Consider the following 24044-nt stretch of genomic DNA (forward strand, 5'->3'; position numbering starts at 1 on the left):
TTTAAATCCCAAGAAATACCTTAACCCGTGTATTAAATGCCGGTTGGTAATTATGTCCGCAGCTGCGGCTGTGAACGTGGCGGACATAGTAGCTGTCATGGCTATCATAGTAATGATCATGGTGGTCATCGCGGACATAGTAAACATCTTGGTTGCGATGATGTTTCTTACTGTGTTGATTGTGGCTGTTATCGTTGCTGTACCGGTAACGAGCTTCAAATTCGCTATGGCGTTGATGATCTGCGTAGCTGTTTGCGGCAAAGGCCAGCCCAGCGACGAGGACAAAACAGGCACTTAACTTCATGTTGATAACTCCTAGGCTGAAGAACAACTGTAGGATGGCATAGGCAATCTGAACCATGGCTGAATCAGTTTTACTGTAAGTTAAGTCGTGCTACTGCGAAAGGATCATAGTCTGGTGGTTCTGTGTAGCGGATAATGTTCTGAGTCTAATAAAAATGGAACTATTGCCAATGCGCATTTTTCTGTCAGCGCTCATGCAAGTGCGACCCAGTATATCTATATTCCCTGTTTTAATGTTTCTTGCCTTTAGCTGCGTTGCGAGCAGTCAGCTTATTGCCCAGCAGCAACTTGCCGTGCAGCCCTATACCGAATTGCGTGAGCCTTGTGCACAGCAATATCCACATCGCGAGGTTTTATTTGGTGACACACACGTACACACCAAATATTCGCTCGATGCCAGCACGCAGGGGACTCGCACTTCGCCTGCGGATGCCTATCAGTTTGCACGCGGCGCCGCTATTGGTGTGCAGCCTTGGACTGAAGAAGGTAAGCCCTTGCGCACCTTACAGATCGACAGGCCTTTAGACTTTGCTGTGGTTACTGATCACGCAGAATTATTTGGTGAAGTCGAAATTTGCCAGAATCCGGCGTTAAGCGGCTACGGTAGCTGGCAGTGTAAACTTTACCGAAACTTTCCGCGCACAGCTTTTTTTCTATTTAATACGCAGTCGTCGCTTGCTGGGCGCCTCGGTTTCTGTGGTGAAGATGGCGAGCGATGTCGGCAAGCAGGCTTGCGCCCTTGGCAAGAGATACAGCAGGCGGCGGGAGATGCATACGACCGCACTAGCGACTGTCAATTTACCAGTTTTGTTGCCTACGAGTGGACAGGCGCCTCTGCCAATCTCGCCAATCTACATCGCAATATCATTTTTAAAAATGAGCAGGTGCCACGCTTGCCATTAAGTTTTATCGATACGCCGTCGGCGGAACAGCTTTGGGATGCCCTAGATCGTGATTGTGTGAATGTCGGCACGGGCTGTGACGTAATGGTGATACCGCACAATTCCAATTTAAGCGACGGCTATATGTTTAGCATCTTGCGGGATGATGGCTCCGCTATCACGGCAGCGGATGCCGCCCAGCGATCGCGCTTAGAGCGTTTAGTGGAAATAATGCAGCACAAGGGTAGTTCTGAGTGTTTTTATAACCCCCTCGCCAGCGCAGATGAGCTATGTGGTTTTGAGCAATTACCGTATAACCGATTTTCAGGTAAGTTCGTGCCTTTTTTGCGAGATGAACCCACCGAAAAATCCGGCTTTCTTCGGGATGTCTTAAAAGAAGGATTACTGCAGGAGCAGCGCTTAGATGTAAATCCCTTTAAATTTGGGTTTATTGCCAGCTCAGATACCCATATCAGCGCACCGGGCGCGGTGAGTGAAAAGGGCTTCCTCGGCCATGGCGGTGCGGGCGTGCCGGCTGGGGCCGAGGTCCCTCAGGGACTTCCGGACGATCTTGAATTTAATCCTGGTGGCTTAGCTGCTGTGTGGGCGACGGAAAACAGTCGCGCGGGCATTTTTGAGGCCATGCAGCGTCGCGAAACCTACGGCACTAGTGGGCCGCGTATGGAGGTGCGATTCTTTGGTGGCTGGCAACTGCCGGCTGATATGTGTGCGCGCCGTGATTACGTGGCAAGTGGTTATAACAATGGTGTCGCGATGGGCGGCGATCTACTGCCGACTATGGATGAAGTGGCGCCGGTATTTTCAGTCTTTGCGCGTATGGACCCGGGCACCGCGAATCAACCGGGTATGCCCTTGAATACAGTTCAGATTATTAAAGTCAGTGTCGCTCCCGATGGCACGAGCACAGAGCAGGTCATTGATGTTGCCAGCAGCGGTGCCACCGATGTTGGTGTCGATACGACGAATTGCAAAAGTTATGGTGAAGGTGCTAGCCAACTTTGTGCGAATTGGCAGGACCCCAATTTTAATGCCGGACAGAGTGCGTATTATTATGCGCGGGTACTCGAAAACCCAAGTTGTCGCTGGAGTCAGCAATTGTGTGTTGCGGCGGCAGTCGACTGCAAAAAGCCAGAAACGATAACGCCAGGCTATGAATCCTGTTGTAGTGCTGATCACCGCCCAATAATTCAGGAGCGAGCGTGGACCTCGCCAATTTGGTATAAGCCCGCGAATAACCGTGAGCAAGCAGCCGCAGATAGCGAAGAGTCTAGGCTGCCTTGATACGTTTACTTCGCGCTAAATTGTTTCACTTTTTTGCTCTTGGCCTCGCCTTGTATGGACTTAACACGGGCTATACGGCGTATGAACAGCGGCAGCTTGTGTGCCCAGCAGCCGGTGAGATGGACGCAATGGTGGCTGTATGGGCCCAGCAAAATCGCCAGCCAATCACGACTGTGGTGCGACAGGCGCTTGGTCAGGCGGCATTGGATGAGCAGATGCTTGTGCGCGAAGCCCAGCTTAAGGGCTTACACAAACGTGATGATGTTGTGCTGCAGCGTTTATTGCGTGATGCAGAATTTCTCGGAATTGAGGGCGGTCGGGCAAGCCAATTAGACGCCGTGCTGGCGATGGGCCTTTTAGAGAGCGATGAGGTCATTCGACGACGGCTGATTCAATTGCAGGAGCATCAGGTGACAGTCGATGTGTCAGCGCAAAACCCGAGAGAGCGAGACCTGCGACGCTTGGCTGCAGTGCATCCGCAGCTTAGTCATCGCCCTCCGCGTTATAGTTTCGAACAGCGGTTTTTCGCAGGTGATTCGCTTGCGCAGCAACAGTCGGCAGCGCGCCTCATGGCACAACTTAATAATGATGAGTCGCCAATTTCTAGTGATGTATTTCTCAGTGGTGAGTCATTTACAAGAATGACAGCCGCGGAGATTAGCCGCATATTTGGGCCGGGTTTTTGGTTTGATGCACTGACGGATGTCAATCTTAATCGCTGGATTGGCCCGCGAAAATCCGTTTATGGTTGGCATCTTATCAATTTACACGAAATAGTCCCTGGCGCAGTGAGAAATTTTGAAGAGATGCGACCGGAGCTCGAACTCATTTGGCGACAAGATCTACAGCGCCGCAGTTGGCAGGTGTATATCGCGAGATTACGTGAACAGTATCGGGTGTCGTGCAGTGAATAAGCTTCGATTATTTTTCTTGTTAATGTGCGTGGGGAATATGACGCAGGCGCATAATTTTGCCCCTTCGCTTTTAGAGTTGCGGGAACAGCCTGGCGGTATAGTTGAGTTGTTATGGCGTACGCCAATGCAAGCCGTTACACAGCCCGCGCCGGTGTTGCCGCAAGGGTGTCGTCAGCTTGGCAAGCGTGTTCAAGTTGTTAATGGTAGCGCAGTTGAGTTTCGTTATTCGCTTGTCTGCCCGGTATCTATGGGCGAGCTGAACTTTTCCGTTCGCGGTCTAACTGAGTCAAAAACGGCAGCTTTACTGCGCTGGCACAGCTTGGCAGGTGGTCGTCAACAGCTTCTGCTGCGCACAGATCAAGATTCCTTTGTACCTAAATCGGATATTGGTATGGGCCGGGCTTTAGTGCAGTTTAGCGCGCTGGGTGTTAGTCATATTTTAGCTGGCGTCGATCATTTGTTGTTTGTGCTGGGCTTGTTGATGCTGGCCTCGGGTATTCGGCAATTAGTGATACTCATAACGAGCTTTACGCTTGGCCACAGTATTAGTTTGGCGCTGGTGAGCTTGGGCTTTATACCTTATATGCCAAGCTTGGCAGAGTGGTTAATCGCGCTTAGTGTTTTGCTGATGGCTGGGTTTCTTAGTACAGGTGTTGGTCAAACTAAATCGCGAGCGGGCATGACTGTTTTAATTGCCGGTTTTGGCCTGTTGCATGGTTTAGGCTTTGCCGGTGTATTGAGCGAATTACTTGATGGGAGTAGCGGTGTAGTATCGGCTTTACTGGGGTTTAATATAGGTATCGAGCTGGGCCAACTGATGTTTATCGCGGCGGTAATGGCCGGGGTTTGGTTGCTTAGGCAGTTGCCTAGCCTGCGGTGGCTTGCTGGTGCACGCTGGGCGGCAATATATCTGATGGGATCAGTGTCAATGTATTGGTTATTGGATCGTGGCCTCAAACTCGTTGAGGCCACGCTGGACTACGGTGTTTATTGAGTTGTAGCTGCTTGGTTAGTCGGCGCTGCCGGGACTTTTCCTGGATAGTGCTTCATGACAATCATAGGGTGAAAAGCCAGCTCAATGCCTTCCTGAATATTGCTTGAACGACTCAAAATCTTTTTACGTCGCACAAAGCTTTTCTGAGATTTACGTGAATCAATGCTGTGTAAGGTGTCTATACCGCCGCGGCTGGAAAACAGCGGTGTGCCGTCAGTGGTATAGATGGTTACCATCAATGTGGCGCCTTTAATAATTTGCGTCCAATTGAAATCGGTCGGTACGCTTGAAGTAGGGCCTTCGGTAGCGGGTTCGCGGCTCACGCCGTACCAGCGTGCGTAGTGTTTCATGCCTGGGCTGTGCTGAATGTCATGCTCTAGCAGGTCGGTAAATACTACTGCGTCGATATCTTTCCGGTCAGCTAGGCTTTGTAGCGTCGCCGACATCACCTGCTGCCATGCAACACGGTCGACCTTACCGGTGGTTGGGTCATAAAAATTGCCGAAGCTTAACAGGGCTTGGCGCCAGGCATTGTCAAACAAGTGGCTGGGTGCGAAGCTGTAGCCATTGCTCTCGAGGTAATCGACGACTTGAGCATCGACTTTGTCGACGCTGTCGCGCAAGATCGATCTTGTCGGTTCGCCACTGACATTCACGCTCGCCAATATAACGTTTTTGATGGGCTTTTGTTTGAGTTGGTCGCGACTGATAAAATAGTCGTAGGTCGTTGGGTTGTATTCTGTTGAGCTACAGCCTGTACTGAGTACAGCACCGACCAATACTAAAATGAGAAAAGATAATCGCACAGTAACACCTTTTTATTTGAAAGCCTGTGCATTCTAACAACCGCTATAGATGAAGAGAAGCGAACATATGCCCAGGGTTCTTAGTTTACACACCGAAGTAGCGGGTGATGGTACGTTCCCCGTTATTTTACTGCACGGTTTATTTGGCTCTGCCAGCAACTTAATGGGCGTGGCGCGTAGTTTAGGCGCCGACTATCAAGTTGTCCGTATGGATTTACGCAACCACGGTAAATCGCCGCACAGCGATATCATGGATATACCCACAATGGCCGAAGATGTGCTGGCCACTATGGATAAACTGAACATTAAAGAAGCGCATATTTTGGGGCATTCGCTGGGCGGTAAAGTCGCCATGCAAGTGGCGATCACCGCGCCAGAGCGGATTCAGCGTTTAATTGTCGCTGATATTGCACCGGTGCGTTACGGGCGGGGTCACGACGACATTATTACTGCATTATTAAGCATGGACTTGCGGGCCTTGCGCAGCCGCGAACAGGCGGATGAATTATTGCAAAAAGCGGTTCCTGAATTGGCTATCAGGCAGTTTCTTCTCAAAAATATCGTTCGGGACGGTAAGGATGCATGGAGCTGGCGGATGAATTTAACGGGGATCGCCGACTGCTATGACAATCTGCGTGACGCACCAAGCGCCGAGCCTTTTGATGGGCCAACCTTATTTATTCGCGGGGAGCTGTCGCGATATATCCGCGACGAAAATCGCGCGCCAATGCAGCGCCAATTTCCGCAAATGGAATTGCTTACCATCGCCGGTGCAGGGCATTGGCTACACGCTGAGTACCCCAAAATCTTTAACGGCATGGTCACGGCGTTTTTGGCCGAGGGCTAAGCTTGGTCGTAAACAGTCTTTAACATTCACAGGACAGACTATACTTTTTGGGGTAAGCCAAATTAGCTAAAAAAGAGGAGGTGGATCACGGTGGTGGCCAATGATTAGTAAAATTACCGAGGCGCTTTTTTCTGAGCCCCCCCAAGAAACCCTGTATCACTACACCTCGCTGAGTGGGGTCTTGGGAATTATTGGCAGTCGCACCTTGTGGGCCAGTGATATCCGCTATATGAACGATTCTGCCGAGCTGCGCCACACTGCAGATTTAGTTGGTCGTGAAGTGACGGCGCGTATCAATGGCGGGCACAGTCGCCCCCATTTGTTAACCTGTTTTTTAGATTGGGTCGAAAACCGTATCACCAACGGTCATATTTTGTTTGGTGCTTCGTTCCGAGCGAACGGAAATTTGCTCAGTCAGTGGCGGGGCTACAGTGCTATTGGTAAGGGCGCTAGCCTTGGTTTTAATCCTGAGACCGTGAGTCGCTGTGCGCAAATGCAGGAGTTTCGCATGGGTCGCTGCATATATGATCGTCAGACCCAACAGGGTTTGATTGCCCAGGTACTTGACGCGGTAGAAGTGCTGGCAGGTGATATTGAAGACGGTGTGGAGCGCGAGGTTTATCATCAACTATTCGAGCATTTAGAGAGTGATTTATTGCGCTTGGCCGCTATCCTCAAACACCCCTCTTTTGAAGAGGAGCAGGAGTGGCGTTTGGTTTCACCGGTAATATCTGACTACCGCCAGGCGGCGGTAAGCTTTCGCGAAGGACGAAGTATGCTCGTGCCGTATATGCGCTTTGCCCTAGTGGCAGAGGAACATGAGGCGGTCGCGCTCGATCATGTGTTCCTTGGCCCAACACCGAATATCAGTCTGTCGATGAACTCCATGAAAATGTGCCTAGCCAAACACAGTATTCGGCCGGCGCGTGGTATTGAATATTGTCAGATTCCCTACCGGCAAAACTAAGTTCTGCAGCGGAGCCTATTCTCCGCCGAGGATAAAGTCTGCGCAGCGCTCACCGATTAACACCGCTGTGGCGTTGGTGTTGCCCGAGATTAACGTCGGCATAATCGACGCATCGGCAACGCGTAAACCTTCTACACCATGCACTTTTAAACGGTCGTCGACCACCGCCATGTCGTCGTTGCCCATTTTGCAGGTGCCAACTGGGTGATACACCGATTCACCGGTATTGCGGATAAACTCAAGCAGTTCTTCGTCACTTTGCGTCGCGGGGCCTGGAATGAGTTCTTCCCGTCGGTGCTTGGCAAATACCGGTGCATCAAAAATGGTGCGGGTCTTGCGCACCGCGGCAATCATCTTCTGCTGATCTTCTTCTTCCGCTAAATAATTATGCAGCAATGCGGGAGCATCACGGGCGTCGTTGCTGCGAATATGCACCCAGCCGCGGCTTTTGGGACGCAAATAACACACCGTTGCCGTTGTCCCCGGTGTGGTGATCATTCGACCTTTTTCATCCTGGGTGCCGGCGGCGGGGGTGAAGTGGATTTGGGCGTCGGGACGGTCTAGTTCAGGATCAGTTTTGAAAAACACACCGACCTGAGACGCAGGATGAATCAACATGCCACTGCGTTTGAATATCAGTTTGGCAAAGGTTTTTATCATGGCCAGCGGTCGGCTTTCCTCGTAAAAGGTTTTTAAGCCAGCAACAGCACGCTGGGTGTTTACCGTCAGATGGTCTTGTAAATTTTCACCAACCCCAGGTAGTGGCACCGTAACCTTAATACTGCGCTGCTGTAATAATTCAGGGTCCCCAATACCGGACAGTTCTAATAATTGGGGCGAATTAATTGTGCCCCCGCACAGAATTATCTCGGCGCGACAGCGGGCAGTAATTTCTTTATTGTTTTGTAAATAGCGAACGGCAATTGCCTTATTGCCTTGAAACTCGATGCGGCTGGCTAGGGCATGGGTTTCAAGGTGTAAATTTGTGCGTTTTAAGATGGGTTTTAAATAGGTTTTTGCGGTGCTCTGTCTTAAGCCATTGCGAATATTAACTTGGAAATAGCCCGCACCTTCTTGCGTCGGACCGTTAAAATCGGTACTACGCGGAATTCCAGACTCCACTGCGGCCTGAATATACATCTCAGCCAAATCGTATTTGTCGCTAACATCGTCTACCCAGAGCTGCCCGTCACTGCCGTGGTAGTCGTCGTCACCATTGGCATTGTGTTCGCAGCGTTTGAAAATGGGCAACAAGTCATCGTAGCCCCAGCCGCGGTTGCCGAGTGCTGCCCAGTGGTCGTAATCCTCACGCTGTCCGCGAATATATACCATACCGTTTATTGAGCTAGAGCCGCCGAGTAACTTCCCGCGAGGCTGATCAATACAGCGTTGATTCATGTGGGGCTCAGCTTCGCTGCGATAACACCAGCTAAAATCCGGATTTTTCATGGTAAAGGCAAAACCGAGGGGGATATGTACCATCGGATGGCTATCTTTACCGCCGGCTTCCAGCAGCAGGACCTTGTGCTTGGGGTTTTCAGATAGGCGGTTAGCGAGTGCGCAACCTGCTGAACCTGCGCCTACAATGATGTAATCGTAATAGTTTGTAATGCTCATGGCGTTTGCACCTGTCATGCCCTTGCTTGCATCGCGTTTGTAAAAGTAGGCACGCGGAACAGAAGGGGAATTCGCTTTTATGCAGATACCATACTGATAAAGTTTCACGCATGTAAGTTATAATTTTGTAACCTTTTCTGGGTGCCAGTCATCGCACAGTTTGTCGTCCCAATTAAAGCGTTGTGCCAAACCGAAAAAATACTCATCTAGCGGCGCATTTACACATATTTCGGCGTCGCTTAGCGGGTGGGTAAAGCGCAGCTGAGCTGCATGCAGTAGCAGACGAGGACAGTTGAGCTGCTCAGCAAAGTAGCGGTTGTGGCGGCCGCGGCCGTGTTTGGCATCACCAATAATTGGGTGTGAAATGTGTTTGAAATGACGGCGCAATTGGTGGCGGCGACCGGTCTTGGGTTGGGCGAGCGCCAAGGAGTAGCGCGACTGCGGGTAGGTTTCGATTTGTGCATCCAGCTCATAGGTTGCTAAACATTGAAAGTCAGTGATGGCCTCTTGCGGGACTGCAGGCTTGCTACGGGCGATTCGTTTATCTGGTTCTTCAGTCAGCGCGTAGTCGATGTGGCCGGAGGTCGGGCAGTAACCGCGCAATACTGCTAGGTAGGATTTCGATATCTGATGTTGCTGGAATACCTGCCCAAGTTGACTGGCGACCTCGGGATTCAATGCAAAAAGCAACACACCGGAAGTTGGCTTGTCTAAACGATGTGCTGGGTAAACATACTGACCGATCTGATCCCTGAGTATTTGTATGGCAAAGCGGGTTTCATGGCGGTCGATGGGGCTGCGGTGAACCAGTAGACCGCAGGGCTTATTGACCGCGAGGATGTTTTCGTCGCGGTACAAAATGGGTAAGGTTTCGGGAGTGTTACTCATGTATCTACCTTCTGGGCTTAGATGAAGACTTTGTCATATTCACCTACATCGCTTGTTAGAGTTTTGCTGGGGGTGTTAGATTTCGGCCTAGTAGCAATCAGCTCAAAGTTTGTTCAATGAATTACTAGCTGATTTTGCGCCAGATTGACAACCATACTCAATTGGAGACGTTGCGTGTCAAAAAGATACCCGTGTAAACCAGTCGATATTACTTTTTTCGATACGGCACCATTTCGCTACGTAGCTGAAGTCGTGGTGAAAGCCAGTGCAGCTGATGTGTTTTCATCTTTCGAAAATGCAGATGATTGGCCGCGTTGGGCAATGCCAATTCAGAAAGTTGAATGGACCGCACCCCAGCCCTTTGGGATTGGTACAACACGCACAGTAAGCATGGTCGGCAATTTGATTGGCTGGGAAGAGTTTATCGCTTGGGAGCGGGGGCGGGAAATGGCATTTTGCTTTACTCATGCCAGCGAAGATAATATTGAATCTTTTGCAGAGCGCTACCAGGTTGAAGAGCTTGATGACAACAGCTGCCGGGTAAAATGGACAATGGCCATGAGGCCCAAGGGGTTCAGTCGATATTTTTTGCCGGTGTTTAGCCCAGTAATGCACGTGGGCGTTAAGCTAATGCTACGCAAATTTGCTAGATTAGTTGAAGGCCGCCATTGTTTTAGCGGCCGCGGCTAGAGCCTTTTTATCGCGGTAAAGGTTGCCAGTATTATTTGCTGGCAACGAGAGCAATTTCTGTTTTCAGCAACGATAAAATAGTATCTATGTCACTAGAATGAAGTTTGCCTTCCTTCAAATAACGAATTTCCCCGCTCGCATCCAGCAGTATCACCGCCACAGTGCCTTTTTGTAACTCCCATGCTTTTAGTCCACGGCTAGCGTCATCGGCGACCATGATAGCTTCGGGGTGAGCGCGTTTGTTTTTCTCCATTTCGCTGCCGACCAGACCTGCAGTTCCCCACATTGCGTCGTCGATGTTCACGACACTGATAGACTGGAAACTGCCGGGAGTGAAATTTTCTTGCTCTAGCCGTGTGCGTAGGGGGTCAATAATTTTGTCTGACGACATTCTAGCTGCAAGATGAAAAATTAATGCGGGAGTGCCGCGGCTGATTGTGCTGGTAGACCACGCTTTGTAGTCAACCTTAGATTTATTTAAGATCAGCTCGCCTTTGGTAGGAATATTGATGTCGGCCAGTGTGCCGCCAAGCTCAAGGGCATAGCCGTTAATGCTGCCGAAAAGCGCTAAACTTATTAAGTATTTTTTAAAACGCAGCATATGCTGTTCACCTGTGGTGTAGTGGATAGATTCAATTTTTGCCAAGAATAGCATAGCGATCACAAAAGAATGATGACGCTTAGTTCATAGTTTACCCCGCTGAGCTTAACCAACACTGAATAGCCGCTATTTGCTCAAATGTAGGAGTACAGTACGTTTGCTGGCAGCATGGCGGTGCTCCCACAGGTAAATACCCTGCCAGGTGCCCAATGCTAGCTGGCCATTGAGTACGGGGATGGCGAGAGAGCTGGCTGTTAGCGCCGCTTTGATATGGGCTGGCTATCGTCCGCACCCTCCATGGTGTGGGTGTACAGTGGGTCGTTTTCGGGCACCAGCCTATTAAGCCAGCGCTCTAGGTCAATTCTGGCGCTGTCGTCGTAATTCTCTTGAATGAGCAAGCTCGCCGAAGTGTGCTGAATAAACAGGGTACACAAGCCATCTTGGCCGGGAAGTAGGCTGGCAATGCTGTTGCTTATAGTGCTGGTGATGCTATGCAGGCCCTGGCCGCTAACAGCAATTACGAGGCGTTCCATCATGGCTAGTTATTCCCCATGTCATTGATTGGATTGTTTCTTGGCATTGCGCAGTATATCGGGATTGAGCTGATGCTTTTTAATCAGTTTATGAAAATCAGAGCGATTTCGGCCTGCTTGACGGGCTGCATCAGTAACATTGCCTTGGGTAGATATCAGCACTTGCTCTAAGTAGTCACGTTCAAACTGTTTACGGGCCTGCGCGAGGGAGGGTATTGCTTCAGTTTTTAGCTTTTCCTGAGGTAGTGCTGCTATGGTTTGGGCTTCACCAATAATCGCCGCAGGAGATAGCGCCGCCAATTGCTCAACAATATTGCTTAGCTGGCGTATATTGCCAGGCCAATCGTAGGACATTAATGCACACAGGGCTTCCGCTGAAAAGCGTTTTGGCGAGCTCCTTGTGCGCAGGGCAATACTTTGTAAAAAATGTTTAGCCAATAGCTGGATATCGGCGCGTCGCTCGCGTAACGGCGGTAGACTAAGAGATGCGACATTGAGGCGATAGTACAAATCCTCGCGGAAGCCACCGTCGCGAATGGCGTCTTCTAAATTTTTGTGCGTGGCCGACAACACGCGAACGTCAATGCCAATATCCTGCTGGCTACCCACAGGACGGATTTTTTGTTCTTGTAAAACCCTGAGTAATTTAACCTGCAGAGGCGCCGGCATATCGCCAATTTCATCTAAAAACACAGTGCCGCCGTCAGCGCTGGCGAATAACCCTTTGTTGTCGCGGCTGGCGCCAGTAAAGGCACCTTTGACGTGACCAAAGAGCTCTGACTCCAATAAGTCCGCGGGAATCGCGCTGCAGTTTATGGCGATGAATGGTTTGGATGCGCGGTTACTGGCCGCTTGAAGAGTGCTCGCCAACAGTTCTTTACCAGTGCCACTTTCACCGCGAATCATGATATTGATATCACTTCTAGCCAATAGCTTTGCTTGCTCCAATAACTGCTGCATTTTTGCGCTGCAGGTGATGATGTCGCTCTCAGTGTTCTGATTCGACGCGGGACCTGCACTTAAGTTAAGCGCCAGCTGGATACTATTTAGTAGCTCGTCCTTATCTACTGGTTTAGTTAGAAAACTGAATACGCCTTTTTGGGTCGCGCTCACAGCCTCTTTAATTGAGCCGTGGGCGGTAAGTACGATAACGGGCAGGCCGGGATACAAATGTTGAATCTTCTCAAAAAGCTCAATGCCGTTCATGCCATCCATTCGCAGGTCTGAGATAACTATGTTTACCAAATTTAACTGTAATTTTGCTAGCGCACTGTCGCCGCCGTCGGCACAAATAACGTCAAAATCGAGTGACTCTAAGCGCATTGATAGTAATTGCAGAACGCCTGGGTCATCGTCCACCAGTAAGATTTTTATATGTTGTTCAGTCATCATTGTTGGCCTCGTAACGACCGGCTGTTGTCGCTGTTCATTTGGGTTTCGATGTCACTGATGCCATCAATGGTGTTGCGCAACTTTGAGCGCAAGAAACGTTGTTCTTGCTGGGCGGCCATCAGCTGTTGGTTGCTGTCGTCGATAAGTGCGAGCAAGGCTCGGTCTGTTTCATTTAAATACTGAAGGTCAATCATTGTTATCAACACTTGGCTTTGAATGGCGTTTTTTGCTGGCGCGCATGTACTTAGTATTAGGCGCTGAAATACGCTGGAATTGTTTTTTTCTATGCGCAGTAGGGCGTCAATTTGCTCTCGTTCTGCCTCAGGCAATAAGCACCAAGCCTGACGTTTTGCGAGTAGTTGAGTTGTCCTGTCGGACGCTAGCGCGGGTTTTTTTGTGCTTCTATGGCATGCGGTATGTGCGGGTGCAGTGTCGGATTTCAGGTCAAAAGCCCCTTGTTTTGTGGATAATTGAGAGCAGGCGCTCACCAGCGTCATTAGGGAAATGAGTAAAGTTTTATTCATAGTGTGTGTTTTCATTGTTTTGGAAAGCAGAGTGTGAACTCTGCACCTTCATTTTTTTTAGACCGTAAACATAGCGTTGCTTTAGATTGCTCTACGCATGCTTTGACAATGGCAAGGCCAATGCCGCTACCCTTCAAAGCACCTTGCCGCTTTTTTTTACCTTGATAAAATGGTCGAAAAATAGCGTCCTGTTCGTCGGTATCAATGCCGGGGCCATCGTCGCTAAGTTGTAGCCACCAGTGACTAGTGGCTTCGCTTTCGCTCGCTATCCTATCACCCTGCTCATTGACAAAGCAGGCACCCCAATTAATATTAACTTCGCCATCCCTCTTGCAAAAGTGAATGGCATTCGATAATAAATTACTCAGAATCATGTCAATAAGTTCGGCATTTGCGGTAACCAGGTACGGATGATTTGGATGATTTATTTTAATGGTGGAGTTAGGCAGGAAGCTCTGATAGCGCGCGATTAATTTCTTACACAGCGCGTTTAAATCAAGGGTTACTTTATGGCTAGCGACCCCTTGCGAAACGGTATTAAAATTCAATAATTGTTGGATAAGCTCTTGTAAGTTCTCGGCCTGGCTTCGCAGTATTTCCAGTACGGCCATCTGCTGATTGTTGATTGCGCCGGGAATTTGATCCGCTAGCAAGGCTTGGGCGTCCATTATGGCAGCGAGCGGGCTTTTAAGTTCGTGGGTTATGTGTTGAGTGAACTGGGCCTTTTGCCGTTCACTACTAAGCAGTTGTAGCCGCATCCATTCGAGTTTATGACCTAGTTCTATTAAGTCAGATGGCCCGTCTATTTCAATTGTGCTCTCCCAATTGCGCTCGCCCAAGTGATTGATCGCGAGCGATAGCCTTCGTATTGATCGGGTAGCAATAATCGACCCAGCACCGAGCAGGAACAAACTGGCTGGTAGTGCTAATAGTCCGGTTATGAGCACTCGCCACAATACATGGCTTAATTCTTGGTCGGCGTTATTTAATTTATCCTGAATTGCCGCTCGCAGCTGCTGCTGCAGAACAAAGCTACTCTCCTTTAATGCAACGTATAGGCCCTCTAAGCGCTCTTGTTGAGCACTGTCATTGCCGCGCGACACGGTATAGATATCCCTGCCTATGGCGTCGATCTGCTTTAAGCGTTCGTTCGTTTTAAACGGTGGTAGTAGCATTGCTATGCTGTTGAGATTTTCCGCGAGCTGGAATTGTTTAATTTGCAAAATATCTAAAATACTTTGGTCTCGCAGTAATTGGTATTGCCGAGCCGAACGTTCAATCTCCTTGCGGAGATCTTGGATAGTGGTGCTAATCTGTGAGATTTGCGCCTGATCCATTACTAGCCGCTGCTGTACGCGCGCTTGTGTGTTCATTTCCCATGCCGCGTAAGTGACCGCAATGATCAATGGCAACATTGACAGTATCGTTGTGCTTATCCATTGCTGGGCAAGACTCGTTGTTTTGCGATTAAAAATAGGTATTTCCACATTTAGATGCCGAGTTTTTTACTTGTTGCGAAAAAAAGACTAGTTAAGTTACTGAAATAAATAAATAAAATATTAACTTTTGAAGTTGTGTTGCCAAATGCCTACGGTTTGACCTCGGTATTGTCTTCTTAGTTCGATGTTAATTTCTAAGTTGTTGTATTTAATGGAATAAATATTGTGGCACGACGGTTGCTATTGTTTAGATGACGCCGCAGTAAAGGGCTTTTAAGGAAAGGTTAGCATTGGCGTCATTGGTGAATTTAGTAAATCATGAATTATTACGATTACTTTTGAATTGGTAATAATTAAGGAGAAAACCATGAAGAAGATAGCAGCAGTTGTCGCAGGTTTAGCATTGAGTTCATTTAGTTTGGCAGATCCTATGGCGGGTGCTATTCAAGGTAGCGGCGCGGCGTCCGGTGGTGTGAATGGCGGCATACAGCAGGAAGCACAGCCTGGTAGTGATATGGGTTCGGTAGACCTCAAGGGCCAGGCTCAGGGTGAGCTGCAGGGTACGGATGAGGCGAGCGGTGCAATTTTTACAGCGCTTGATCAAAACCGTGATGGCGCACTGGATGAAAGTGAGGCGAAGTCAGAGCGTTCACTTAATCAATATTTCGCTGCGGTAGATACCAATGCAGATGGCGCGGTAAGTCGTGAGGAGTATTTGGGACGCTGGAAGGCGATTCAGGAGCATCAAGAAGAGGCTGAATAAATCAGCGAAGGCGGGCCATTGGCCCGCTTTGATAGGTCTCTAGTATTCTTTTTAACTCATAGAGGAAAACATTATGCGATCAGTATACTCACATAGTTTGGCACTACTTGCCGTCGTGGTTGGTGGTACATCATTGGCGTCGACAGCACTCGCTAACCCAAGTGCAGGGCCACACGCTTACATTGGCGCTAACTACGGTGGCTATAAGGATCGCGGTGGAGACTTCGATGAGGATGATGATTTTAAAGAGGCGATTATTGGCGCTCAAGTAAATTCATTTTTGAGCTTTGAAGCGAGTTATATCGACTTTGGCTCATTTGGCGGTGATGCTGGTAAAGCCGATGTGGATGGCTACGGTGTGGCCGTTGTCGGTCGTTTACCAGTATCTGAAAATATGGGCTTATACGCGAAAGCTGGTCAATTGTTTTGGGATGCCGATATTAAGTTTGCTGGCCTAAAACAAAGCTATGACGGCGATGAGCCTTTTTTCGGTGTAGGTGCCGATTTCAAGGTAACTGAACATTTTGTTGTGGCGCTTGAGTATGATCGCTACAAAGTTGATCTTGATGACTCCAGTTTTCCCGCTCCCGCGTCTAACTGGGAAGGCGATATAGATACCGTGAAGCTGGGTGGCCGATTCATGTTTTAAGGCTTAAGACTGACTTATTAAGCGGCTTGACTCAGTAAGTCGTCAGCATAGTTATACGCTACTACTTGGCGAAAAACTCGCTTGAAACCTTTTTCCTCAGCCAGTCGCGTATGTCCCCTCATAATCGCGGCTGGCCTTTTTTATAGAAGACTTTTGATTATTTCACTGTGGTGGCGGCATTTTTTCCCCGCAGTGTTTGCAATAAATGGCTTCTTTGTCATGGCCAAATTTTGCGCAGCTAGCACACTGGCGATTGGTAATCATGCGCTGGCTTTCTTGAATTAACTCAGCGCTGAGAATACCCGTGGGAATAGCGATGATCGCGTAGCTTGTGATCATGGCCATTGCGGCTACTAACTGGCCCAGCGGGGTGTGTGGTGCTATATCGCCATAACCAACAGTGGTGACGGTCACAATCGCCCAGTACATGCTGCGGGGCAAGCTGGTGAAACCATTTTCTGGGCCTTCGATGAGATACATTAAGGCGCCAAAGACGACGATTAAGGTGAGTACAGAGACCAGAAAAACAGATATTTTACGGCGCGATGACACCAGCGAGCGCAGCAGCACATTGGCTTCGCTCATATAGTGAAAGAGCTTAAATACTCTAAATACGCGCAATACCCTAAATACACGAATAACGAGTAAGTGCTGGGCGCCGGGGATGAACAGCGAGAGGTAGGTGGGCAGTGTGGCCAACAAATCAATCAAGCCGTAAAAGCTAAATATATAGGCGCGACGGTTGGGTGAGCAGTAGATTCGCGCACCATATTCAATGGTGAATAGCACGGTAAACAACACTTCTAATGCGAATAAAATGTCGCCGTAATACTGGTGAATAGATGCCACCGAATCAGCAAATAGGGCGGCAACACTGCTCAGTATAATGACGATTAAAAAAATGTCGAAGTTGCGTCCCGGGCCTGGTTCGGTGCCAAAAATAATTTCATGAAGCTTGGCTTTAAAATTGGCATCGCTCATGGTGCATTATTCCTCTTCGGCCAAGGCGGCAATCATCTGCTCGCACAATAGCGCGAGGTCCGCATCACTAATAATATAGGGAGGCATGGTGTAAACCAGCTTGCCAAAGGGGCGAATCCAAATACCCTTTGCGATAAAGCGTGCTTGCAGGCTGGCCATGTTTACTGCAGTCTTCATTTCAATCACGCCAATGGCGCCAAGGCAACGCACGTTGGCAACACTGTCTAGTTCGGTAGCGGACCCGAGACCGCTATTTAGGCCAGCTTCAATCCGTTTGATGTTGCTTTGCCAGTCGCTTGCCAATAATAGGTCAATGCTGGCATTGGCAATGCTGCAGGCTAAAGGGTTGCCCATAAAAGTTGGTCCGTGCATAAAGACCCCAGCCTCGCCTTCGCAAATTCCCTGCGATATTTTCTCACTGCACAGCGTCGCGGCGAGTGATAAGTAACCGCCAGTAAGGGCTTTGCCAACGCACATAATGTCGGGGCTGATGTCGGCGTGTTCACAGGCAAAGAGCTTGCCGCTGCGGCCAAAACCCGTGGCGATTTCATCGTGAATGAGTAGCACATTGTAGTCGTCGCAGAGCTGGCGCAATTGGCGTAAATAGTCGCCAGAGTAAAAACGCATTCCGCCAGCACCTTGCACCACCGGCTCAACAATAACAGCGGCCAATTCCTGATGATGCGCTTGTAGCAGTGCTGTTATGTCGGCCATGTCAGCCTTGCTTGCCGCTTCACCAAAGGCGGTTTGTGGCGCCTCGGCAAATAGATGCTGAGGCAAAACCTTATTAAATAGATGATGCATGCCAGTAACCGGGTCGCAGGTGGCCATCGCGCCAAAGGTGTCGCCATGGTAGCCATTGCGCAGTGCCAGCAAGCGGGTTTTGTTAGGCTGGCCAATGGAATGCCAATATTGCAGGGCCATTTTTATGGCAACCTCAACGGCAACGGAGCCGGAGTCTGAGATAAATACACGGGTCAAGGGTGCAGGGGTTATGTCTACTAGACGCTTACCGAGACTGGCAGCGGCCGGGTGCGTGAGCCCACCAAACATAACATGCGACATATCATCTAGCTGCGCCTTGGCTGCAGTGTTTAAGCTCGGATGATTATAGCCGTGTATTGCTGACCACCAAGACGACATGCCATCGATAAGTTCACGGCCATCAGCTAGAGTCAGCCTAACACCTTTGGCTGAAACCACGGGAATCATTGCTGGCGGATTCAGGACCGAAGCATAGGGGTGCCAAATATGGTCTTTGTCCCACTGTAGCCACTGTTCGGTGCTCGCGTTTTGGTAGTCTGTAAACATACTTGTCTCCGTGTTAAGGCGGCTTTATTTTAGGGCTTATAGGGACATAACACGAATTATCATTGCCATAGTGGTAATGGCGTTATGCTAATACGATGTGAATGCGCAATATCTAGGCTAAGCAAGGAGCAACTGTGAAAAATTTTCGGCTTGAACGCGACAGTATGGGCGAAGTGAGTGTGCCGGTCTCGGCGAAATACGGTGCGCAAACCCAGCGCGCCATCGACAATTTCGGGCTAAGTGGCTTAAAGATGCCCGCTCAGTTTATTTCGGCGGTTGTACGTATTAAGCGTTGCGCGGCCATTGTGAATAGGGAAGAGGAGTTGCTCGCAGAAGATGTTTTTCAAGCAATTGTAGGTGCCGCAGATGCGGTATTGGCCGGCGACTATGGGGGGCAATTCCCAGTTGACGTATTTCAAACGGGTTCTGGCACGAGTAGCAATATGAATGTGAATGAGGTTTTAGCGAATCTCGCCAGTGAAGGTAGTGGCCTCAAAGTAAGCCCAAACGATCACGTTAATATGAGCCAGAGCAGTAACGACGTTATTCCCTCTGCGATTCATCTAAGTGCGGCGCTAGCCTTGCAGGATCAGCTATTACCCGCATTAGAACGCTTAGAGCGGGTGCTAGACCGTAAGGCCAGTGAGTTTGATAGCATCATTAAAACCGGCCGTACCCACCTTATGGATGCCATGCCGATCAAACTCTCGCAAGAAATTTTGGCCTGGGCGGAGCAAATCCACAAGGCCCGCAAGCGCCTGTTAGATACCCAAAGCCAGCTTTGTTATTTGGCGCAGGGTGCAACGGCAGTGGGTACCGGCATAAACGCCCCAGATTTATTTGCCGAGAAATTTTGCGCGGCCATTAGCATCGACACTGGTTTACACTTTAAACCCAATGACTCGCTGTTTGAGGCGCTTTCAAGCCAAGATACCGCGGTGGCTGCTTCAGGGCAGCTAAAGGCATTAGCCGTGGCGCTGATGAAAATTAGCAACGATTTACGTTGGATGAATAGTGGCCCGCTCGCGGGTTTGGGTGAAATTCGTCTGCCAGCGCTACAGCCAGGTAGCAGCATTATGCCTGGCAAAGTAAACCCAGTGATTCCCGAAGCTGTGGCCATGGCCGCGGCGCACGTTATCGGCAACGATACCTGTATTACGGTGGCGGGGCAGTCGGGTAATTTTCAATTGAATGTAATGCTGCCGGTCATTGCCTATAATCTGCTGCAAAGTATCGAACTCCTGAGTAATGCCTGTATCGCGCTGGCCGATAAAACGATTGCTGAATTTACAATAGACGAAGCCGTAATGGCCGAGAGCCTTGCCCGCAATCCAATACTGGTCACCGCCTTGAATCCGGTTATTGGATATCTAGCCGCAGCGGAAATAGCAAAAAAAGCCTACGCAGAGCAACGGCCAGTATTGGATGTGGCGGAGGAAATGACGGAATTAAGTCGCGAGGAATTAGCGGTGTTGTTAGATCCTGTGAACTTGGTTTAAATGATTTATTTAGCAAATTCGGTAGGCGTCGAGCATGCTGGCCATATCATCAGCAAGTGCTATTAACTGATCGTTGGGTACGCTGCGCTCGGCAAATGCCCGCAAACCTATGATCTGTGTTTGTAATAAGCGCGCCAATCGAGGGCAGTCAACATCTGCACGCAATTCACCCTGTGCCTTAGCCTTATGAAGCACTTCGCAAAGCCGGCTCTCGACCTTAGCGAGTATCCCGTCTACCTGAGACCGTAGTTCAGCATCTTCGGCATTAACTTCAAGCAGTGTTTTAATCAGCATGCAAGCCTGGGCAGGCGCTTGCGCATCGCCACTGCAGGGCAGGGCGAATGAACGTAGATAGCGTTGTAAACCCTCTACCACACTCTCAGCGTCTTCTATTTGCTCAAAGTCACTACCGGCACGGGCCGCATACGTATTTAATGCCTCGGCAAACAAGCCGCTTTTGCTGCCAAAGGTTGCGTAGAGGCTGCCAGGGCGCATGTCTAGTGCTCGCTCAATATGCTTCATTGAGGTGGCGTAATAACCTCGTGACCAGAACAGCTCAACAGCACTATCCAGTGCAACTCGTCGATCAAAGCTAGCAGTGCGGGCCATTGTAATATCTCTAGGGAGGGGCCTAAGTAGTGTCGGCCGGATTTAAATTTGAGTGATCGCTCAATTTTAGCTTGACCACTGTCCATTATGCAATATAAGATCTAGCCCATATTTGAGTGATCATTCAAAAAAAGGAGACGATTAATGAGTACTTTTACCCTACACGACATTAGCAGCGCACCAGAGGCAGCCAAACCATTATTGGAAGGCTCGCAGAAATCCTTTGGTATGATTCCCGGCTTGCATGCAGTTATGGCTGAAGCGCCGGGTTTACTTGAGGGTTACCAAGTTTTACATAGCTTGTTTGTTAACAGCAGCTTAGACGCCGATGAGAAGACAGTAGTTTGGCAAGCTATCAACGTCGAGCACGCCTGCCATTACTGTGTTCCAGCCCATACCGGTATTGCGAAATCTATGAAAGTTTCCGATGAAATCAGTAATGCCTTGCGGGACGAGACGCCGTTGCCAAACGCGAAACTTGAGGCTTTACGTGACTTTACATTGGCAATGCTTCGTCAGCGCGGTGCGCTCGAAGAAAAACAAGTACAAGATTTTTACACTGCCGGCTATACCCAGCAAAATGTACTGGAAGTGATATTGGGGCTAAGCCAGAAAGTCATGAGTAATTACACCAATCATGTCGCCCAAACGCCGGTGGATAAAGCGTTCAAACAGTTTGCGTGGGAAAAGAAGTAATTTCCAGTTAGCACCAAGCGACCTCAAATAAGGTAATGATGAATTCTTAGCCTGGCGCCAGGAACTCATCATTGCGTTTTCCTATGAGGTAATATAAGTCACGAGCGTTCATCTATTGAGCATTTCTAATGCATGATCAAATTCCAAAGCAAAGTCATATAACAGTGGTTGAGCCCGCAAAATACAATTCCCTAAACCGACCCCGCGAGGCCGAAACTTTGTTAATGGCGTGTCTTTTCGGCGCCGTGATGGGATTTGTATTTATCGGCATTCAGCCACTGTTTGGAATGGATACATTAACTAGCAGGCATGCGGCCGCGTATCAGCAACTTGGTGGCTGGGGAAGTGCTGCAGCCATCAGTATTGCGTGGGCTGCTCACATAGCGGTTTCGGTTTGCTACGGATTGCTCTGTGGCCTTGTTGTATTACGCACCGCCCGACTGGACGTCGTGTTATTTGCTACTATTGTCCTTGCATGGCTGACAACCATTGTCGCGCCGCCTGCAAATGTAATTATCGTGCAGTTTGTTTCTTCGCGGGAGATTCAGCTTAGCCAATTACCCGATTTTAACTTCAGCGTGGATGTTAAGTTTGTGCTGCATCTCGTGTTCTTTGCAGTCATCAGTGTCGCTTTGTTTCGTTACATGAAAAAGACATAAGCACTGGCCTTTAATCCACGCCGTCTTTGTGGGCTTTCCATGCTACCGGCGTTGCTAATCCGTGTTTTAACGGCTGTTGTATTTAATTTTAAGGAGACAATTATGACCAGTATTTCAAGCACGCTGCGAATAGATATCGTATCTGACGTGGTTTGCCCGTGGTGCGTCATTGGCTACCGACAGCTGGCTGCCGCGCTGGAGGCAAGCGCCACGCCCTACGAAATTTATTGGCATCCCTTTGAACTGAATCCAAACATGCCGGCAGAGGGTCAAAATCTCCGAGAGCATGTTGCAGAAAAATACGGCACAACAAAACAGCAATCGGAAGACAGCCGACGCCAAATGAGCAAGATTGCTGAAGAAGTCGGATTTGAATTTCACTTTACCGACGATATGCGAATGCACAACACCTTTAATGTGCATCAGCTATTACATTGGGCCGACCAGTACGGTCGTGCGCACGACTTGAAACAAGCGCTTTTTGCTGCTCACTTCACCGATGGCCGTAATTTGTCGGACGATAACGTTCTAGCGGATATTGTTGCGGAAATTGGCATCGATCGCAGCGAGGCTTTCGCTGTACTGAAGGATCAGCGCTTTGCCAATGATGTGCGAACAGCTCAGAAATTTTGGTTAGACCAAGGTATTCAAGGCGTACCCGCGGTGGTGTTCAACCGTCGCCATCTTGTGACCGGTGCACAAGGCATTGAGAACTACGAGCGCATCCTGACGGAGTTAACAGAGGAGAGTAGCTAAGTCATGTCAGATACACACAATTATCAACCACCGAAAATTTGGACCTGGGACGAGGAAAATGGCGGCGAATGGGCTAAGGTAAATCGTCCTATTGCTGGCGCAACGCATAAGGCGGCATTACCGCGCGGTCGGCATCCTTTGCAGCTCTATTCGCTTGGCACGCCCAACGGCCAGAAAGTGACTATCATGTTCGAGGAACTTCTCGCTAAGGGTGAGGCAGGAGCAGAGTATGACGCCCACTTAATTCAGATTAGCGAGGGCGATCAGTTTTCGTCGGGTTTCGTTGACGTGAACCCAAACTCGAAAATCCCCGCGCTTTTTGACACGGAAACGGGTAGTCGCATTTTTGAAAGCGGCGCGATACTTCTTTACCTAGCGGAAAAATTTGGACAATTTCTGCCCGGCGGCGCTGCTGCTCGCACCGAAGTTCTCAATTGGCTTTTTTGGCTGCAAGGCGCCGCGCCCTATTTAGGCGGCGGGTTCGGTCACTTCTATGCGTATGCGCCGGAGAAATTCGAATACCCGATTAATCGCTTTACGATGGAAGTAAAGCGGCAAATGGATGTGCTTGACCGGGAATTATCCGAACATCGTTATTTAGGGGGTGACGAATACACTATCGCTGATATCGCAACATGGCCTTGGTACGGCAACTTAGTATTGGGTCAGGCCTACGAGGCAGGCGAGTTTTTAGACGTTGGCAGCTATAAAAATTTGCGGCGCTGGGCTGAAGAGATCCTTGCACGACCCGCTGTGCAACGTGGCCGCAGAGTAAATCGTACATGGGGTGAGCCGTCTGAACAGTTGCGCGAGCGACATGAGGCGTCGGACTTCGAACACTTGCCAGCATGAATTTACTAAGTATTGATCGAGTATGACTTCAATTCCAGTGTTTGCTTAAAATCCCTTAGTAAGACTGCTGTATAGATGAATCGCTAACACGGTAAAACACCACCGCGATTTACCTAAGGACAAAATACCTTGCTTGCTGCGCTGCAGTCGGCAAGGGGCACTGTTCATAGCGGCCAAATAATCGATAGCGATTGCGGGCAATAAGATCGTAGAGAGCATCGCGAACCGGGCGGGGAATCACCGAAAATATTCGTAGTGGCCGCCAGGGCCATGGCAGTTTTTTGATGATGTGCAGTACGGCATCACTTTTATCAAATACCTGCCCATCGGCAAAATAATAGACGGATTCAATCTCACGGTTTGGTAGGCCGTAGTGCTCAAATAGTGCGTGGCCAACAGGCGACTGCACTGTCGCGAGTTTAATGCCTTGGCTGCTGTCAAAGCGAATGATGAAACGACTCCAGAAGTGGCAAAATTTGCACACGCCGTCGAATACCACGAGCTTGTCGTCGGGCACTAAAAAGCGCGGCGGAACTGTCATTCTATTGTCGCTCATGCGGCGCTGCTATCG

The 24044-nt window shown here is 49.4% G+C and carries 25 protein-coding genes and 1 pseudogene; 13 read left to right on the top strand and 13 right to left on the bottom strand.

Going from position 1 to position 24044, the window contains the following annotated elements:
* Nucleotide 1: 1 nt before the first annotated feature.
* Nucleotides 2–304, bottom strand: coding sequence for a hypothetical protein (locus ABD836_RS01365; protein ID WP_344931919.1), 303 nt, complete (start codon nucleotides 302–304; stop codon nucleotides 2–4).
* 169 nt (nucleotides 305–473) lie between these two features.
* Between ABD836_RS01365 and ABD836_RS01370 the strand changes: the two genes are divergently transcribed.
* The 3 genes from ABD836_RS01370 to ABD836_RS01380 are packed head-to-tail and all read left to right on the top strand — an operon-like array spanning nucleotide 474 to nucleotide 4394.
* Nucleotides 474–2486 carry a DUF3604 domain-containing protein gene (locus ABD836_RS01370; RefSeq protein WP_344931920.1) on the top strand — a complete coding sequence of 671 codons (2013 nt, stop codon included), beginning with the start codon at nucleotides 474–476 and terminating at the stop codon, nucleotides 2484–2486.
* Nucleotides 2483–3400, top strand: a complete 918-nt coding sequence (locus tag ABD836_RS01375; RefSeq protein ID WP_344931921.1) for a peptidyl-prolyl cis-trans isomerase — start codon at nucleotides 2483–2485, stop codon at nucleotides 3398–3400. The genes ABD836_RS01370 and ABD836_RS01375 overlap by 4 nt, the downstream gene beginning before the upstream one ends.
* Nucleotides 3393–4394, top strand: coding sequence for a HupE/UreJ family protein (locus ABD836_RS01380; protein WP_344931922.1), 1002 nt, complete (start codon nucleotides 3393–3395; stop codon nucleotides 4392–4394). Before ABD836_RS01375 ends, ABD836_RS01380 begins: the two co-directional genes overlap by 8 nt.
* On the opposite strand, the gene ABD836_RS01385 is transcribed toward ABD836_RS01380, so the two are convergent.
* A complete protein-coding gene (locus ABD836_RS01385; protein WP_344931924.1) occupies nucleotides 4388–5200 on the bottom strand; it encodes a hypothetical protein in 813 nt (270 codons plus the stop codon). The genes ABD836_RS01380 and ABD836_RS01385 overlap by 7 nt on opposite strands.
* 67 nt (nucleotides 5201–5267) lie before the next feature.
* Here ABD836_RS01385 and ABD836_RS01390 point away from each other — a divergent pair, with 67 nt between their 5' ends.
* Together ABD836_RS01390 and ABD836_RS01395 are read left to right on the top strand one after the other, a co-directional pair.
* Nucleotides 5268–6047, top strand: a complete 780-nt coding sequence (locus ABD836_RS01390) for an alpha/beta fold hydrolase (protein ID WP_344931926.1) — start codon at nucleotides 5268–5270, stop codon at nucleotides 6045–6047.
* Nucleotides 6048–6147: 100 nt separating this feature from the next.
* On the top strand, nucleotides 6148–7014 hold the full coding sequence (locus tag ABD836_RS01395; protein WP_344931928.1) for a DUF2971 domain-containing protein: 867 nt from the start codon (nucleotides 6148–6150) through the stop codon (nucleotides 7012–7014).
* Nucleotides 7015–7029: 15 nt separating this feature from the next.
* Here ABD836_RS01395 and ABD836_RS01400 read toward each other — a convergent pair whose 3' ends face one another.
* Nucleotides 7030–8631, bottom strand: coding sequence for a GMC family oxidoreductase (locus ABD836_RS01400; protein WP_344931929.1), 1602 nt, complete (start codon nucleotides 8629–8631; stop codon nucleotides 7030–7032).
* A gap of 117 nt (nucleotides 8632–8748) precedes the next feature.
* The gene (locus ABD836_RS01405) at nucleotides 8749–9519 is read right to left on the bottom strand and encodes a pseudouridine synthase (protein WP_344931931.1); all 771 of its coding nucleotides are present in this window, start codon (nucleotides 9517–9519) and stop codon (nucleotides 8749–8751) included.
* A 174-nt stretch (nucleotides 9520–9693) separates the two neighbouring features.
* On the opposite strand from ABD836_RS01405, the gene ABD836_RS01410 reads away from it, so the two are divergent.
* The gene (locus tag ABD836_RS01410; RefSeq protein WP_344931932.1) at nucleotides 9694–10209 is read left to right on the top strand and encodes an SRPBCC family protein; all 516 of its coding nucleotides are present in this window, start codon (nucleotides 9694–9696) and stop codon (nucleotides 10207–10209) included.
* A 31-nt stretch (nucleotides 10210–10240) separates the two neighbouring features.
* Here the strand turns inward: ABD836_RS01410 and ABD836_RS01415 are convergent, their stop codons facing one another.
* The 5 genes and pseudogenes from ABD836_RS01415 to ABD836_RS01435 all read right to left on the bottom strand — a co-directional run bounded on the left by ABD836_RS01415 (nucleotide 10241) and on the right by ABD836_RS01435 (nucleotide 14746).
* Nucleotides 10241–10810 carry a YtfJ family protein gene (locus ABD836_RS01415; protein WP_344931933.1) on the bottom strand — a complete coding sequence of 190 codons (570 nt, stop codon included), beginning with the start codon at nucleotides 10808–10810 and terminating at the stop codon, nucleotides 10241–10243.
* A gap of 126 nt (nucleotides 10811–10936) precedes the next feature.
* Nucleotides 10937–11346 (bottom strand): annotated as a pseudogene (locus tag ABD836_RS01420) (secondary thiamine-phosphate synthase enzyme YjbQ).
* A gap of 18 nt (nucleotides 11347–11364) precedes the next feature.
* Nucleotides 11365–12735, bottom strand: coding sequence for a sigma 54-interacting transcriptional regulator (locus ABD836_RS01425; protein ID WP_344931935.1), 1371 nt, complete (start codon nucleotides 12733–12735; stop codon nucleotides 11365–11367).
* Nucleotides 12732–13064, bottom strand: a complete 333-nt coding sequence (locus tag ABD836_RS01430) for a hypothetical protein (RefSeq protein ID WP_344931936.1) — start codon at nucleotides 13062–13064, stop codon at nucleotides 12732–12734. The genes ABD836_RS01425 and ABD836_RS01430 overlap by 4 nt, the downstream gene beginning before the upstream one ends.
* A 206-nt stretch (nucleotides 13065–13270) precedes the next feature.
* Entirely contained in the window at nucleotides 13271–14746 is a 1476-nt protein-coding gene (locus ABD836_RS01435) for a sensor histidine kinase (protein ID WP_344931937.1), read from the bottom strand.
* Between the two features lie 319 nt (nucleotides 14747–15065).
* On the opposite strand from ABD836_RS01435, the gene ABD836_RS01440 reads away from it, so the two are divergent.
* Nucleotides 15066–15461 carry an EF-hand domain-containing protein gene (locus ABD836_RS01440; RefSeq protein WP_344931939.1) on the top strand — a complete coding sequence of 132 codons (396 nt, stop codon included), beginning with the start codon at nucleotides 15066–15068 and terminating at the stop codon, nucleotides 15459–15461.
* Nucleotides 15462–15534: 73 nt separating this feature from the next.
* Nucleotides 15535–16110 carry an outer membrane beta-barrel protein gene (locus tag ABD836_RS01445; RefSeq protein WP_344931940.1) on the top strand — a complete coding sequence of 192 codons (576 nt, stop codon included), beginning with the start codon at nucleotides 15535–15537 and terminating at the stop codon, nucleotides 16108–16110.
* Between the two features lie 162 nt (nucleotides 16111–16272).
* Here ABD836_RS01445 and ABD836_RS01450 read toward each other — a convergent pair whose 3' ends face one another.
* Nucleotides 16273–17091 (bottom strand): ion transporter, encoded by an 819-nt coding sequence (locus ABD836_RS01450; RefSeq protein ID WP_344931941.1) that lies wholly within the window; start codon nucleotides 17089–17091, stop codon nucleotides 16273–16275.
* Between the two features lie 6 nt (nucleotides 17092–17097).
* On the bottom strand, nucleotides 17098–18402 hold the full coding sequence (gene bioA / locus ABD836_RS01455) for an adenosylmethionine--8-amino-7-oxononanoate transaminase (RefSeq protein ID WP_344931942.1): 1305 nt from the start codon (nucleotides 18400–18402) through the stop codon (nucleotides 17098–17100).
* Nucleotides 18403–18536: 134 nt separating this feature from the next.
* On the opposite strand from bioA, the gene ABD836_RS01460 reads away from it, so the two are divergent.
* Nucleotides 18537–19901 (top strand): class II fumarate hydratase, encoded by a 1365-nt coding sequence (locus ABD836_RS01460; protein WP_344931943.1) that lies wholly within the window; start codon nucleotides 18537–18539, stop codon nucleotides 19899–19901.
* Between the two features lie 9 nt (nucleotides 19902–19910).
* Here the strand turns inward: ABD836_RS01460 and ABD836_RS01465 are convergent, their stop codons facing one another.
* Nucleotides 19911–20510 (bottom strand): TetR/AcrR family transcriptional regulator, encoded by a 600-nt coding sequence (locus ABD836_RS01465; protein WP_344931944.1) that lies wholly within the window; start codon nucleotides 20508–20510, stop codon nucleotides 19911–19913.
* Nucleotides 20511–20654: 144 nt separating this feature from the next.
* Here ABD836_RS01465 and ABD836_RS01470 point away from each other — a divergent pair, with 144 nt between their 5' ends.
* From ABD836_RS01470 to yghU, 4 genes are all read left to right on the top strand, one after another.
* Nucleotides 20655–21206: a carboxymuconolactone decarboxylase family protein gene (locus tag ABD836_RS01470; protein WP_344931945.1), complete on the top strand. Its 552-nt coding sequence runs from the start codon at nucleotides 20655–20657 to the stop codon at nucleotides 21204–21206.
* A gap of 128 nt (nucleotides 21207–21334) precedes the next feature.
* Complete coding sequence (locus ABD836_RS01475; RefSeq protein ID WP_344931946.1) at nucleotides 21335–21865, top strand: hypothetical protein; 531 nt, start codon at nucleotides 21335–21337, stop codon at nucleotides 21863–21865.
* Nucleotides 21866–21967: 102 nt separating this feature from the next.
* Nucleotides 21968–22621 (top strand): DsbA family oxidoreductase, encoded by a 654-nt coding sequence (locus ABD836_RS01480; protein WP_344931947.1) that lies wholly within the window; start codon nucleotides 21968–21970, stop codon nucleotides 22619–22621.
* Between the two features lie 3 nt (nucleotides 22622–22624).
* The gene (gene yghU, locus ABD836_RS01485) at nucleotides 22625–23473 is read left to right on the top strand and encodes a glutathione-dependent disulfide-bond oxidoreductase (protein ID WP_344931948.1); all 849 of its coding nucleotides are present in this window, start codon (nucleotides 22625–22627) and stop codon (nucleotides 23471–23473) included.
* 109 nt (nucleotides 23474–23582) lie between these two features.
* On the opposite strand, the gene ABD836_RS01490 is transcribed toward yghU, so the two are convergent.
* Nucleotides 23583–24029, bottom strand: coding sequence for a thiol-disulfide oxidoreductase DCC family protein (locus ABD836_RS01490; RefSeq protein WP_344931949.1), 447 nt, complete (start codon nucleotides 24027–24029; stop codon nucleotides 23583–23585).
* Between the last annotated feature and the right edge of the window lie 15 nt (nucleotides 24030–24044).

This window comes from Zhongshania borealis, from assembly GCF_039539625.1.
In the GTDB taxonomy this organism is placed as follows: Bacteria; Pseudomonadota; Gammaproteobacteria; order Pseudomonadales; family Spongiibacteraceae; genus Spongiibacter; species Spongiibacter borealis.

Excerpts from the sequence above, each read along its gene's own strand:
- ABD836_RS01440 (WP_344931939.1), top strand. The coding sequence starts at position 15,066 with ATGAAGAAGATAGCAGCAGTTGTCGCAGGTTTAGCATTGAGTTCATTT.
- ABD836_RS01470 (WP_344931945.1), top strand. The coding sequence starts at position 20,655 with ATGAGTACTTTTACCCTACACGACATTAGCAGCGCACCAGAGGCAGCC.
- ABD836_RS01450 (WP_344931941.1), bottom strand. The coding sequence starts at position 17,091 with ATGAGCGATGCCAATTTTAAAGCCAAGCTTCATGAAATTATTTTTGGC.
- ABD836_RS01395 (WP_344931928.1), top strand. The coding sequence starts at position 6,148 with ATGATTAGTAAAATTACCGAGGCGCTTTTTTCTGAGCCCCCCCAAGAA.
- ABD836_RS01390 (WP_344931926.1), top strand. The coding sequence starts at position 5,268 with ATGCCCAGGGTTCTTAGTTTACACACCGAAGTAGCGGGTGATGGTACG.
- ABD836_RS01445 (WP_344931940.1), top strand. The coding sequence starts at position 15,535 with ATGCGATCAGTATACTCACATAGTTTGGCACTACTTGCCGTCGTGGTT.
- ABD836_RS01425 (WP_344931935.1), bottom strand. The coding sequence starts at position 12,735 with ATGATGACTGAACAACATATAAAAATCTTACTGGTGGACGATGACCCA.
- ABD836_RS01475 (WP_344931946.1), top strand. The coding sequence starts at position 21,335 with ATGCATGATCAAATTCCAAAGCAAAGTCATATAACAGTGGTTGAGCCC.
- ABD836_RS01405 (WP_344931931.1), bottom strand. The coding sequence starts at position 9,519 with ATGAGTAACACTCCCGAAACCTTACCCATTTTGTACCGCGACGAAAAC.
- bioA (WP_344931942.1), bottom strand. The coding sequence starts at position 18,402 with ATGTTTACAGACTACCAAAACGCGAGCACCGAACAGTGGCTACAGTGG.
- ABD836_RS01480 (WP_344931947.1), top strand. The coding sequence starts at position 21,968 with ATGACCAGTATTTCAAGCACGCTGCGAATAGATATCGTATCTGACGTG.
- ABD836_RS01365 (WP_344931919.1), bottom strand. The coding sequence starts at position 304 with ATGAAGTTAAGTGCCTGTTTTGTCCTCGTCGCTGGGCTGGCCTTTGCC.
- ABD836_RS01490 (WP_344931949.1), bottom strand. The coding sequence starts at position 24,029 with ATGAGCGACAATAGAATGACAGTTCCGCCGCGCTTTTTAGTGCCCGAC.
- ABD836_RS01400 (WP_344931929.1), bottom strand. The coding sequence starts at position 8,631 with ATGAGCATTACAAACTATTACGATTACATCATTGTAGGCGCAGGTTCA.
- ABD836_RS01370 (WP_344931920.1), top strand. The coding sequence starts at position 474 with ATGCGCATTTTTCTGTCAGCGCTCATGCAAGTGCGACCCAGTATATCT.
- ABD836_RS01465 (WP_344931944.1), bottom strand. The coding sequence starts at position 20,510 with ATGGCCCGCACTGCTAGCTTTGATCGACGAGTTGCACTGGATAGTGCT.
- yghU (WP_344931948.1), top strand. The coding sequence starts at position 22,625 with ATGTCAGATACACACAATTATCAACCACCGAAAATTTGGACCTGGGAC.
- ABD836_RS01415 (WP_344931933.1), bottom strand. The coding sequence starts at position 10,810 with ATGCTGCGTTTTAAAAAATACTTAATAAGTTTAGCGCTTTTCGGCAGC.